Source organism: Flavobacterium arsenatis, from assembly GCF_031456785.1.
Lineage (GTDB): Bacteria > Bacteroidota > Bacteroidia > Flavobacteriales > Flavobacteriaceae > Flavobacterium > Flavobacterium arsenatis.
Window position 1 is genome coordinate 1 of sequence record NZ_JAVDVI010000027.1, and the last position, 13989, is coordinate 13989.

Below are 13989 nucleotides of genomic sequence, written 5' to 3' on the forward strand. Positions count from 1 at the left end.
TGCTTATAATTTTCTGCCGAAAAAACCTTCTTTAAAATACGAAACAATTAAAACTAACCAATTAGCGGTCTTTTATTAATCGAGTTCAGGTTAATTTATACAAATACCTTACTTTCGCTTTATATAAAATTACAGACAGATGAAGGATAAATATACGGTTGGAAGCCTTTATGCAGGTGTCGGAGGAATTTGCCTAGGATTTAAAAATGTAGGTTTCAAGATGGAATGGGCCAATGAGTTTGATAAGAATGCCTGTATAACGTATAGAGAAAATTTCAGTCATCCTTTGATTGAAGGCGATATAATGGACATCGACATCAACTCACTTCCAAAAATAGATGTGTTGGCGGGCGGATTTCCGTGTCAGCCTTTTTCCGTGGCCGGATATAGAAAAGGATTTGAAGATACCAGAGGAAATCATTTTTTTAAGATATTAGACTTTGTAGATGCCATGCGACCGAAGGTCATTTTTTTAGAGAATGTAAAAAATCTTGTAGGTCATGATAATGGAAATACATTTAAAGTCATTAGAAATGAAATCCGTAAACGTGGCTATACTTTTGATGAACAGGTTCTAAACACCAAAGATTTCGGAAACATCCCCCATAATCGCGAACGAATCTTTATGATTGCCTTTGATGAAAATTTTCTTCAAAAGGAGGATTTTAAATTTGAATTTCCTAAAGAAGAGAAACTTACCAAAACCATAAAGGATGTATTAACACAGGATAGAGTAGACGAGAAATTCTATTACCGTGAAGACAAGTACATGTTTCCAATGCTTGAAAACGAAATGAAACGCGAGGATACTGTCTATCAGTTCAGGCGTCAGTATGTTAGGGAAAACAAATCGAATGTTTGCCCGACCCTAACTGCAAATATGGGATCTGGAGGCCATAACGTGCCTTTGGTTAAAACCGAATTCGGATACAGGAAACTAACCCCAAGAGAATGCTTCCGCTTTCAAGGATTTCCTGAAAGTTTCAAATTTCCTGCCATCGCCAATTCTCATCTGTACAAGCAATCGGGAAATTCTGTAAGTGTTCCGGTTATTGAGCGTTTGGCCGATAAAATATTTGAGATTTTGAACCAAGTCGATTCCCGAAAAAAGAAAAATCAGGTTGAAAAGTTGGCCTAGATTTAATACGGCTTAATTTATTTTTCCTTTAAAACTGTATATAATTTTTCAATTGGAAATAAGTCGCCCGATTGAATGTAATAATTTTCGGCATCCATCTTGGTTTTTCCGTTCAGCATTGCATTCTGTGGCAGGATATGGCCAAGCGAAATAATGTGTTTGAGGGTTTTGATACTACAGCACCCCGGAATGTCACACAGCCAATCCTGCTCTCGGATTTTTTTCATAAGTTGCGACTTTTCTTCAGGAATATCTTTTAAAAGCGATTTGATATCGGGATTTATTCGTGCCAAAACAAAATAGTCATAGGCATCAGTTGCATTTTCATTACTAATGTTTGGGATATACCTTCCCTCGTTGTCCCAGTCCTTGGTTTCCAAAAGCAAGAGGTTCGAAAAAAATGCGGCCGATTTGATGCAAACCGATTTTCCGTTGGCTTTCAAGTCTGTATCGTCCCAAGTTCCTTTTCCATGAATGCTGAAGTCGGGTTCTTCAGTTTCGATGACATTTGCTTTTAAATTTTCATAAAGCACAATTTCTGCTATTTTCCCTTGAAAAGTATTCTGGAAGATTTCCGATTTGGTTCTGGCAGATTGTCCTCCCGATCTACAGTTTCTATGAAAGCCCTCGCCATACGCCATTTCATAAGCAAAGTCAAAAGACTTTTGGATAATTTCCAAGCCAATAAGGCTTCCTTCAAATCGTTTTTTGGAAGTTAGATGATAATGGTTGTCCTCTTTTGTAAGCTTCATGGTTGTATTGCATCAAGGTCTTCTAACAAATTTAATCAATTAATCATTGTATAGTGGCTACCTTTATATAATTTACAAAAAAAGTAAATAATTTATAATTTATGTAAAAAGCGAGGTATGAAAACAGAAATATTAAATATAACCCGTTGGGTGTAATTACGATTTTTGCGAATTATTTTAGAAAAAGTAGGCAATTTACCCAAACTTGTCATTCCGACGAAGGAGGAAACTCTGCAATATGGAGCTCCTAACGGAGATTCCTCCTTCGTCGGAATGACAAAAAAAGTCTTAAACCGAATTACACCCAACGGGTTAAATATAAAAAGAAAGAATTAGCAGAGGCATTTGTTTTTAGAACTAAACTTACTGATAAACAAATTAATCAAGCTGCGGAGGAATTAAAATTAGCTCGAAAAAAGGCCAAAAAGCAGTTAAATGAAAATCAAATTCTATACGCTAAGGTTTAACAATTACGTTTTTTAATAAAATTTGGTTTTGTTTTCAAAACGACCTTCGATTTCCAACCCATCACAATGTCTTAGATAAATATGTAGAAAACCTTCGTAATCCCAGTAAATTGGTTTTACGGCATCATCATAAGCGAGGGTTTCGTTGTCAAATTGTACTCTCGAGACCACAATTGCGTCATAAATTTCAGGATAATCTTTTTTAAAATTGTCGAGAGTTTTATTTGTTGATCGTTTAATCTCTTGAGTGATCGAATTGACTTTCGTTCTATCAAAAACTCATTTCTCGGAACGCTTAGTTCCTGCCGTTTGCCCTTCAAATAAATAGACTGTTGGTTTGTATACTTTATAATATTCCCGCAACATTTCTAGAATCTTCCATAGGGTAGCTAAATTCAATCTCCCAACTTCCCTTTCAAAATGCACGAATTTCATAAGTTATCTCTATAACTTTTTGTGTTAATTTATCAAATCGAGAATTTATCAATGCATTAAAAACTATATTTTTGTCAAACTAAAAAACACACTTATATGAAAAAAATTACTTTACTCTTGCTCTTGCTGTGCGTTTTTGCAGGTCATGCAAAGGGCTCACAAGGAGGCGAGGATCCAGAATGTTTTACTCCGGTTAATATGACGGCTACCGATATTACCCTTACATCGGCCACCATAGTATGGACTGAAGTAGGTTTTGCCACGGCTTGGGAAGTTGCGGTATTGCCTTTTGGTACTCCGGCTCCAAGTGAAGATACTCCGGTTTTTGAGGCAGATGGAACACCTGAATTTATTGTTGAAGGACTAGCTCCATGCACGCTTTACAGTGTATATGTAAGAACCGATTGTGGCAATGCGTTTAGTGCCTGGGCGGGTCCTTATCACTTTTCGACGGTTGCTTCTGGAGCCGTTGCAACGTTTAGCGAAAGTTTTGAAACTGCTCCTGTAAACGGAATGCCTTCTTGCTGGTCGACAATTTTAAATGGCGATACGCTTTCGGAATTTGCATCTGTAAAAACGGTTGATAACAATCCTTATGAAGGCACGAAAGCAGTTCAGCTGCTCAATCACAGTTCCGAAAACACCGATAACATCATCCTGGTTTCGCCACAGCTGACCACCCTGACTACGGGAACACACCGTTTGCGATTCTATGCAAGGACAGGTTTTAATGCAGGAACCCTACAGTTGGGAACCGTAAACGATGCAACAAACGAAGGACAGTTTACCTTTTTTGAAGCCGTTGACCTTACGGATGATTATGCGGAATACATCATAGATTATACACTTTATGCTGGCGAAGATACCTATGTGGCTTTTCGAATTGCTTCTCCACAATACAGGTCTGTTTTCATAGATAACATTGTATGGGAAGCCGCTCCTCTTTGTGCGGATGTGTCCAATATTGTGATTAACGATACCACTACCGATAGTGTGACGCTTTCCTGGACCGACAATGGTGGGGAAACGCAATGGGATATTGTGTATGGTGAAACTACCGACACAGATCCCAACAGTCTAATACCTATATCGCCTGCACCAACAACCAATGTTGGAGCAGTGGTTACAGGATTAGCAGAGAACACTACCTACAACCTTTGGGTACGTTCGGTTTGTGAGGGTGACGTAAACGGATATTGGGTTGGACCTATTACTTTTAGTACGGCTTGTACAGAAATTGCTACTTTTGCCGAAGATTTTGAAACCACCGAAGAAGGTTTGCCACTTTGCTGGTCGGCAGTTTTGGCAGGCGAAACCTTATCTGAAACTTCCTATGTTCAGGTTACGGATATTTTTCCGCATTCGGGTGCCAAAACCATTCGGATGAACAATACCGATTCTGGATCAGCGGCCAAAATCATGCTGGTTTCCCCAAAACTTAGTACGCTTCCTGCTGCAACACACCGATTGAAATTTTGGGCAAGCGGCAACGGTGGCAGCACAATTTTGGATATAGGAACCTTGAACAACAATAGTTCGGATGCAGTTTTTACCTCGTTGATGCCTATTTCGCTAGGAGAACAGTATGCCTATTATATGGTTGATTTTAGCAACTACAGCGGAACGAATCAATACATTGCTTTTAGAAATGCTTCAACAAGCGATTACACTTCTATTTTTATTGATGATATTATTTGGGAAGCCATTCCGAATTGTGCAGATGTAGCCGACATCTATTTCTTGGACCTTACTACTACATCTGTAACCGTGAACTGGACAGCCGGAAACTCCGAAACCAGCTTTCAGGTTGCCCATGCAGTGAATACTGTAACAGATCCTGCTTTGGCTACCGTTAATGATGTAGAGAACGATACGGTTTTTCTTTTAGAAGATTTAACTGCCGGAACAAGCTATAATGTTTGGGTTCGCTCAGTTTGTGGTGCTGATAACGGCAACTGGATAGGACCAATACTCTTGAACATGGAGTGCAATCCTGCGGCAACTTTTTCGGAAAATTTCGACAGCGTAAATTTTCCTGCTTTCCCGGTATGCTGGAGTAAAATTGTAGAAGGAGCATCGCCAGAATCTAATGTAGTGCTGGATATCTATTCGGCTACAACTGCTCCAAACGGAATGCTATTATACGGAGCCTATTCTGGAGCTGGAGCCAATATCATTTTAATTTCGCCACCGGTTACTACCTTGGCTTCTGGAAATCATCAATTGAAATTCAAAGGATCAGGAAGTTTGCCGATAGAGATAGGAACATTAGACGGAAACACTAGCGAAGCTGTTTTTACAGTATTCGAAACCGTTGCCGTTAGTGAATCTGGCACACAGTCCTTCACGGTCGATTTTGTGAACTATACAGGAACAGACACCTACATCGGTTTCCGTTTGAAAACCAATGGAGAAAATGCGTATGCCAGTTTGGATGATGTAAGTTGGGAATCAACCTTGTCTTTGGGTTCGTTTGACAAAAATCAATTCAGCTATTATCCAAACCCGGTGAAAGATGTTTTGAATTTTGGTTATGCGGAAAACATTACAAACGTAGAGGTTTTCAACCTGCTCGGACAAAAAGTTATGGAAAGCAAGGTCAACAGCACATCAGTGAAAATGGATCTGTCGGCTTTGGCTTCTGGAAGTTATATTGTGAAGGTTGCTTCTAAAGATCAAGTTCAATCGATAAAGATAATCAAACAATAATTTTAATTTTAGATTTGTTTTTAGGCTAAAACCTCCGGAAGTGATTTCGGAGGTTTTTTTGTTTTTAAAAAGATTTATATTTTTTATCTTCGACTACTTTTTAAAGAATGATTAAATAAAAAAGTCCAACAGCGATGTCAGACTTTCCGGGTCCCGTAGTTCAACGGATAGAATAGAAGTTTCCTAAACTTTAGATCCAAGTTCGATTCTTGGCGGGATCACGACATACTTTCGGTTTTCATACATCGAAAGCATTTGTAAAATTAAAATAGCAGTAGCTGCACAAGGTTGATGGATAGCGTTTTTATTTGGGTAGAAATAAATGAAAACCTTTTTATTTAAAACCTAAACCGGAAAGAAAACCGTGAAAGTAGCCCCTTTTCCAGGTTCGCTATGAACACAGATATAGCCTTTGTGGTTTTCAATGATCTTTTTGCACAAGGCAAGTCCGATGCCGGTTCCCGAGGTTTTTTCGTGGAGGCGGTGGAACAATTTAAACGCCTGATCGGCATATTGCTGTTCAAAGCCAATTCCGTTATCGGTGAAACTTATTTGATGGTAGGTGTTTTCAAAAGGCAGGTCAGGACATTCTGCAACTTTTTCGTTTGAAATCTTCCTGTAGGAAATCTTGATGACCGGATTTTCCCTCGAAAACTTGATCGCATTGCTGATGAGGTTGGCAAATAATTGATGCAACTGCATCGGAATTCCGTTTAGGACAGGCAATTGAGAACTTTCAATCAAAACCCCTTTTTCTTCCATTATCAAATCAAAATCCTCTTTTACGCTGTTCAAAACCTCATTTAGATTGGTTGGTTGAAAGAGTTTGTCGAGTTGCGAAAGTTGCGAATATTTTAGGATATCGGTTATCAAGGCCGACATCCTACTAGCGGCGGTATTGATCTTGTCGATATTGGTTTTAACGATGGTGTGATTTTCGATATTTTCTTCCAAGATACCTGCAAAAACACGAATCTTTCTTAAAGGTTCCTGCAGATCGTGCGAAGCGATATAGGCATATTGTTCGAGTTGCTTGTTTTGCGATTCGATATTTTGGGCATAGTACCGCAGTTGGTCCTCGGCTTTTTTACGTTCTGTTAGATCTCGGGTAACTTTGGAGAAACCGATTACATTCTTATAATCGTCGTGCAAGGTTGTAATCACTACATAACCCCAGAATTTGGTGCCGTCTTTTCGCACCCGCCAACCTTCATGGGTCGCTTTCCCTTTAGTCGAAGCCTCTGAGATGAGTCGTTCCGGAAGCTGTGCTTCTTGATCTTCGGGAAGATAAAACACCCGAAAATTTTTCCCCAATATTTCTTCTTCCAAATAGCCTTTTATCTTTTCGGCACCCTGGTTCCAATTCAAGATATAGCCGTCTTTGTTTAGGAGCAGGATGGCATAATCCTGAATTTCATCAATCATTTTATGATAGCGTTCTTCACTATCCATCAACGTCAAGTTTTTTGGGGTTTCCGTTTTCGAGGATGCCATTTCTTGGTTTTCCTTTACCTTGATATAAGTAATATCAACCAGCATATTTATGGCTCCAGTCATATTGCCTTTTGCGTCAAAAAGTGGCTTTGGATGGGGGAGGACATAAATTCTTTTTCCGTCGGGGCGTTCAATAACCATTTCTTGGTTTTCAATCTTTCTTCTTTCTTTCAAAGTAGCCGCCATCGGACATTGATCGTGGTTTACTGGAAACCCCGAAGTGTCAAAAATTTTCCAGGAGCCACACCAAGAATCCTTGCCAATTTCAGGAGTTCGTCCCCATAAATCGGCTGCTGCTTGATTGAAGAATGTGATTTTCCCTTCGGCATCACACGTATATAGAGCGGCAGGCATGTCTTCAAAAAGATTCCTGCCATTAAAAAATCCGTCAGTAGTAATTTCCTCTTTCATAAAAGGAGAAACCAAAGTGTTTCCCTTGCTTTCCATGTATTTTATTTTTGTTATTCCAAAGTTAAATAATTAATAAAGAGAATATTAATGATTGTTGCCAAAACTTTCGACAATATGGTAATTTTATAACATTGAATTGATATGCTGCTAACTGTTAAATCCTGTAAGCTTTTAAAAAGATTGTATAATTGGAAAATGGGAGAGATAAAGTATCTTTAGATTTAATTGAAAGATTGAAAGATTTGAAAAAATAAATAATAAAAATAGAAAATAAAACACCATGCACGACTTTAATCCCATATTCAATGCATTGATAAAGGAAGGCTTTCATCAGCTTCCGGACACGGCTCCAGGAACTTCAAAGCCTTATGATTTTAAGATAACGCCTTATTCCCTGAACACGAGCTTGAGTTTCAAATTCGAAAATCTTACTCATTTTATTGAATTCCTAAAACGTTCGGAGAACATCTCTGAAGAAAAAATAACCCTGCTTCAAAATACTTTTGTAGATCTTGGGATTGATCCTAATGATTTCTTTTATGTGAATTTCTTTGAGAAGGGGAAGGATTTGGAGATGTAGGACTACTGTTTTTATATAATAATAAAGCCTGTTGAAATTGTTTTCGGCAGGCTTTTTTGTTGCAGAATTGGAGGACCAATTATATTTATGTTGATACATCATAAATTTTTTTTGAAAAAATATTAAAAAAAGCATAATATGTAACCTCATATTTCCTGATTTTTTTGTATGTAAGAATAATTTTTATCAATACTTTTGTGGATAATCACTTAAGTAATGCCAATTTATGCCTAAAACCTTAACCTACATTGATCTTTTTGCTGGCTGTGGTGGACTCTCATTGGGTTTACATCAATCGGGATGGAAAGGTCTCTTTGCTATCGAAAAAAGTCCAGATGCTTTCAAGACCCTAGACTATAATCTCATCAAACAAAAAGAACATTTTAATTGGCCAAAATGGCTACCGAAAGAACATCATGATATAAATGAAGTTCTTGCTAATTATTCTACTCAATTAGAAAAATTAAAAGGAAAAGTGACCATGATTGCAGGAGGACCTCCATGTCAGGGATTTTCTATGGCAGGAAAAAGAAACGAATATGATTTAAGAAATGATTTAATAAATTCCTACATAAAATTTGTACAAACAGTTGAGCCAAAAATCATTTTTTTTGAAAATGTTAAAGGCTTTACAATGGAATTCAAAAAAAATAAGGAGAGAGGACTTGCTTATTCCTATCAAGTCACAAAGAAATTAGAAGATGCAGGTTATTTTGTAAAAGGACAACTAGTAAATTTTGGCGATTATGGAGTTCCTCAAAAAAGAACTCGCTTCATACTCGTTGGGATTAAAAAAGATTTACCAAAAGCTTCACAGCAAAAAGTAGAATCTTTTTTTACATCCCTTGAAGAAAACAAATTCGCCTTTCTCAAAGAAAAAGGACTAACTACAACTACAAATTTACAAGATGCAATTTCCGATTTATTCAAACAAAACGGATTAGAAGAAACTCCTGATTCTCCAAGTTTTCAATCTGGTATCTACGGAAAAGAAAAAGGCAATTATCAGAAGTTGATGCGTGAAGGAGTAGATAATAAAATTGCTGACAGTCATCGCTTTCCAAAACATTCACAATCCATAATCAATAGATTTAAATGTATTCTTGATGAAACGCCAAGTAACAGAAGGAACTTTAATATAAGTAAAGAAATTCAAGAAAAGTACAGTATAAAAAAGCGTACTGTAATTCCATTGAATGAATTTGACAAGACGCCAACCATTACAACTTTGCCTGATGATTACATCCACTATCAAGAGCCTCGAATATTAACTGTTCGAGAATATGCTAGGATTCAATCATTTCCCGATTGGTATGAGTTTCAAGGGAAATATACGACAGGAGGAATTTTAAGAGTAAAAGAAGTTCCAAGATATACACAAATCGGAAATGCAATTCCGCCGCTTTTTAGTGAGCAAAGTGGATTGATTTTAAAACAACTTATTACCTAAATGGGAGATAAATTATTCTTTACAGTTAAAACTGGAATTAAAAGTATTGTCGGTAAAGATTTAATTACCGATGATTATATTGCTATTTTCGAGTTGGTAAAAAACTCATTTGATGCACATGCAAAAAATGTAATTATCACTTTTGAAGAAAGTAAAATAATTATTGCAGATGATGGTAAAGGAATGTCGAAGGATGAGTTACAAAATAAATGGCTTGCATTAGCATACTCCGCAAAAAAAGATGGTTCTGAAGATTCAGAAGATGAAGATTCAGAAGAGAGAAATTCTTCATATAGAGATGAAATTCAAAAGAAAAGATTTTATGCAGGAGCAAAAGGAATCGGTAGATTTTCATGTGACAGATTAGGTAAGAAATTGATTTTGTATTCAAAAAGAGAAATTGATAAAAATGTAAATCAACTTAATATTGATTGGGCGGATTTTGAAAACAACGACAAGGAAGATTTTATTAAAATACCTGTAGATTATAATCCAATTCCATTCAATCTTAATTTATTTCCAAATAATTCGAAAAACGGGACTATACTTGAAATTGATAATGCATTATTTTGGGATAGAGAAAAAATAAAAAATTTAAAACATTCACTTGAAAAATTAATAAATCCATTCACTGAAAAAAATGACTTTCAAATAAAAATTATCTGTGAAAGAGAGAAAAATGAAGATGAATTTGGCTTGTACAAATCAGCTCCCAATAAAGGTAAAAAGTATAATGAAAGAGATAAAGTTAATGGTTATGTAAAAAATGCGATTTTAGACATTCTGAAAATTAAAACTTCACATATCAAAATTTTAATTACCGATGATATTATTGAAACAAAGATTACAGATAGAGGTATTTTAATTTATCATACAAAGGAGCCTTCCTATTTTGAAAAAATCACACATTCTGAGATAGATTTATACTTTTTAAATAGAGCTGCAAAGCTTAATTTCAAAAAAAGAATGGGTATTGAACCTGTAAATTTTGGTTCAATATTTTTATTCAAAAATGGTTTTAGAGTTCAACCATTTGGAGAGACTGGAAATGATAGTTGGGGAATTGATTATAGATCACAGCAAGGATATAATCGATTTCTAGGGACAAGAGATTTATTTGGACGAGTAGAATTAACAACTAATGACTTTGAAGAATTTAAAGAGGTATCTAGTCGTGATGGCGGTTTAGTGGAAACAGCAGGATATTTCGAATTAATATCTGCTTTTGAATTAGCCCATAGAAGATTAGAACGCTATGTTGTTGGAGTATTATGGGGGGAAGGATTTAAAAGGAAAAAATATTTCGGTGAAGGTGAAGAAGGAAATAAAATAGCAGATAATTACAGAAAAGGATTATCTGAAGATAAAGATTCTGATAATTTAGAAATTGCCAAATCTAATCTAGGTAGTAAACTAGATTTTATTCAAATAATTAAAAATTTATCCTCAAATAAGGATATCCAAATAATAAATTATAATAAAGATTTTGTAAATCTTATAAATGAAAAAATTGATGATAACCAGAAAAAATTTATATCTGATTTAGAAGCAATAGCTAATCATACAAATGATGAAAATTTAAAAAATAATGTAAATTTAATAGAAGAAAATTTTCAGAAACTAAAAAAAGAAAAAGAAGAGGCGGAAAAGAGAGCCAATGAAGAGGAAAAGAAAAGAAAAGAAGCAGAAGAAAAAGCACTAGAAGAGGAAAAAAGAAGAAAGGAAGCTGAGGAAAAAGCAAAAATTCAAGAAGAAAAAAGACGATTAGCTGAGTTAGAGACTCTTAAAAAAGAAAAAGAAAGAGCAGAAGCTGAACTTGCAAAAATTAAAGCTGAGCAAAAAGCAAAAGAAGTACAAGAAAAAAACAAAGATCTATCCGACAAATTAACTATTGAAACAAAAAAAAATCAATATTTAAATGCGACCAGAAAAACTTTAAGTGAGGATGCTGAACAATTAGTACACTCTATAGATCTATATGTTGGAAATGCTTCTACTTATGTTAATGAGATTTTATCTACTAAAAACATAACTATCGAATTGAGAGATAAGGTATATTCAATAAAGAATAATATTGATAAGGCTTTAAAAGTTTCTCAAATAATTATAAAGTCCAATTTTGATTATAAGCATATTAATCAAAGAGTTGATTTGCCAACTTATATTAAGGAATATTTAGAAGATTTATCGATTTCAAGAAGAAATATTGTTATCAAAACTAATAATCTAGTTAATAAATATGTATTAATTAATCCCATAGATATGGATATTGTGCTAGATAATTTAGTGTCAAATTCTCTAAAAGCAAAAGCTAAAAATATACTTGTAGACTTTCATATTAATGGTAAAAAATTAGAAATATACTATTATGATGATGGAATTGGAATGTCTGAAAAATTAATTAATAACCCTGAATCAATTTTTGATTTAGGTGTAAGAGATTCGATTGAAAAAGGTTCTGGAATTGGTATGTATGACGTTCAAAAAAGAGTAATTAATATGAACGGAACTGTTAAGTTTATTGGTAATAATGTCAAACTTAAAGGTGCCGGATTTAAAATTGAAATTTAATATGAGTTCAAGTAATAAATTACCCTTAAACTATCTTGTTTTTGATGATGAAAATGAAGAATTACAACAAAATAAAATAAATGTAAAAGTTCAGGGAATCGATTGCAATGTAATATTTATCAATCCTTTTGATTTTTATAATGTCGATGAGGATATATTTGATATCGACCAATTTATTCAAAAAATAAAAGCAGAAACCAAAGGCAAGCAAATTAATCTTATCGCTTCTGATTGGAATATGGTTCCTAAAACTTCAAATTACAGTGAGATTAATGCGCTTGAAATTATTGAAATATTAGTAAAAACTAACGACAAGTATAAAAAAACACAATACTTAATATATTCTGGTAAATCAAAGGATGTGAGTCATGTATTTGTAAATAAAATTAAAGGGGAAATTGATATAAATCCAGATGATCCAATCAATTCTAAACAGTTATTAAGTCTTTTATTGGAACTTAAACTTAAGTTTTCTACAAGGGCAGAAAGATTTAATGAAATCAATACTTTAATAAACTCTAATAAGACAATTTCCTTAATAGTTTTAAATACACTATCAAATTTTGATGAAAATATACTGCTGAATACAGGTAATGATTATTTTGACGGAAAAAAAATAGGCGAGCTTTTAGATTTAATTTCAAAAAATAATGATTTAGGACTAAAATTTATTAGAGAATTTATTGAACTCTCTATAGCAAATTACACAGAATTAAATGAATAGTTACACAAATATATTGATAATTCATCCCATCGACCAGTCTACACAATTTCTGTCAGAATTTAAAAATCACTTTGAAAAGCATTACTATTGTTTCGATGTTCAAAGAAATAAAATCAATGAAGTGAAAATTAAATTAGGAAATTTAGAAGAAAAAAATTTGATTGTATACGTTGGTCATGGCAGTTCTACAGGACTTTACGAGCCAGACGAAGAAGGGAATTATGAGAATTATTTTTTAGATGTAAATTGGGCAAATAACTATTTTCAGGATCAAGACATCATTCTATTAAGCTGCAATTCTTCAGAATTCATAAAAAAATTAGATATGTGTTCAAATAGAATTGGTTTTGGAAACATAATGAGTTCTAAAAAAGAACTTGATATTCACAATAATAAGGCAGTAGTTAAAAAATTATTAACGGAGGATGATATAAACTCATTTAATAAATTTTATGTTCATTCAATTATTATGTCACTCAAACTTTTAATAAATGATAAAATAAAATTTCATCAGATGCCTAAGTGTATTGAGTTTTATATTAATAAGAATATTAACGATATATTGAAAAATAAATTAATTAAAAATAGAAAAGAAATTGCAAGACTTCTTTTTGAATTCAGAAATGAGATGGTTTATTTACAAGATAGATTATAATTACTTTTCACATTCCCTTAACCACACCCCACAAAATAAATCTATACCTTTATCCATACCCCGCAACCCCAAATGCGAAAACATGGATCCCTTTACCCCCGAGAAGCGAAGCCAAATTATGGCCCGCATCAAAAGCAAGAATACCAAGGCCGAAGTACGCCTTGCAACGACCCTTTGGCGTAGAGGCCATCGGTACCGTAAACACTGCAAGACCATTTTTGGGACACCTGATTTGGTTTTTAAGAAATACAAGATTGCCATCTTTGTAGATTCCGAATTCTTTCACGGCAAGGATTGGGAAACCAGAAAACGTCCCGTCAACAATGCCGAATTCTGGGCCAACAAAATCAACCGCAACATCCAGCGTGATAAGCAAGTTAATGAATACCTCACTTCGAGAGGATGGAAAGTGCTTCGTTTTTGGAGCAACGATGTCAAGACAAAACTATACACGATCATCCGGACCATCGAAAAAGAAATCGAAAATGCCCATCAGAAAATTTATTATAAACCTGAACTCGATTAATAAAAGACCGCTAATTGGTTAGTTTTAATTGTTTCGTATTTTAAAGAAGGTTTTTTCGGCAGAAAATTATAAGCAAT

10 protein-coding genes and 1 tRNA gene are annotated in these 13989 nt (G+C 34.5%); 9 read left to right on the forward strand and 2 right to left on the reverse strand.

Annotated features, from left to right (window positions below; translation table 11 throughout):
- The first annotated feature begins 139 nt into the window (after positions 1-139).
- Positions 140-1138 carry a DNA cytosine methyltransferase gene (locus J2X31_RS17915; RefSeq protein WP_310028909.1) on the forward strand — a complete coding sequence of 333 codons (999 nt, stop codon included), beginning with the start codon at positions 140-142 and terminating at the stop codon, positions 1136-1138.
- Positions 1139-1155: 17 nt separating this feature from the next.
- Here J2X31_RS17915 and J2X31_RS17920 read toward each other — a convergent pair whose 3' ends face one another.
- On the reverse strand, positions 1156-1890 hold the full coding sequence (locus tag J2X31_RS17920; RefSeq protein ID WP_310028911.1) for a hypothetical protein: 735 nt from the start codon (positions 1888-1890) through the stop codon (positions 1156-1158).
- 998 nt (positions 1891-2888) lie between these two features.
- On the opposite strand from J2X31_RS17920, the gene J2X31_RS17925 reads away from it, so the two are divergent.
- Complete coding sequence (locus tag J2X31_RS17925) at positions 2889-5501, forward strand: T9SS-dependent choice-of-anchor J family protein (RefSeq protein ID WP_310028914.1); 2613 nt, start codon at positions 2889-2891, stop codon at positions 5499-5501.
- Positions 5502-5650: 149 nt separating this feature from the next.
- Positions 5651-5722: transfer RNA gene (locus tag J2X31_RS17930), tRNA-Arg, on the forward strand.
- A 124-nt stretch (positions 5723-5846) separates the two neighbouring features.
- Here the strand turns inward: J2X31_RS17930 and J2X31_RS17935 are convergent.
- Entirely contained in the window at positions 5847-7442 is a 1596-nt protein-coding gene (locus J2X31_RS17935; RefSeq protein WP_310028916.1) for a PAS domain-containing sensor histidine kinase, read from the reverse strand.
- A gap of 244 nt (positions 7443-7686) precedes the next feature.
- Between J2X31_RS17935 and J2X31_RS17940 the strand changes: the two genes are divergently transcribed.
- The 6 genes from J2X31_RS17940 (at position 7687) to J2X31_RS17965 (ending at position 13912) form a co-directional block, all read left to right on the forward strand.
- Positions 7687-7986: a hypothetical protein gene (locus tag J2X31_RS17940; protein ID WP_310028918.1), complete on the forward strand. Its 300-nt coding sequence runs from the start codon at positions 7687-7689 to the stop codon at positions 7984-7986.
- A gap of 226 nt (positions 7987-8212) precedes the next feature.
- Positions 8213-9436, forward strand: a complete 1224-nt coding sequence (locus tag J2X31_RS17945) for a DNA cytosine methyltransferase (RefSeq protein WP_310028920.1) — start codon at positions 8213-8215, stop codon at positions 9434-9436.
- Positions 9437-12007 carry an ATP-binding protein gene (locus J2X31_RS17950; protein ID WP_310028922.1) on the forward strand — a complete coding sequence of 857 codons (2571 nt, stop codon included), beginning with the start codon at positions 9437-9439 and terminating at the stop codon, positions 12005-12007.
- A gap of 1 nt (position 12008) precedes the next feature.
- Complete coding sequence (locus J2X31_RS17955; RefSeq protein ID WP_310028924.1) at positions 12009-12731, forward strand: hypothetical protein; 723 nt, start codon at positions 12009-12011, stop codon at positions 12729-12731.
- 121 nt (positions 12732-12852) lie between these two features.
- Entirely contained in the window at positions 12853-13386 is a 534-nt protein-coding gene (locus J2X31_RS17960) for a hypothetical protein (RefSeq protein ID WP_310028927.1), read from the forward strand.
- Between the two features lie 82 nt (positions 13387-13468).
- The gene (locus tag J2X31_RS17965; RefSeq protein ID WP_310028929.1) at positions 13469-13912 is read left to right on the forward strand and encodes a very short patch repair endonuclease; all 444 of its coding nucleotides are present in this window, start codon (positions 13469-13471) and stop codon (positions 13910-13912) included.
- Positions 13913-13989: the final 77 nt, after the last annotated feature.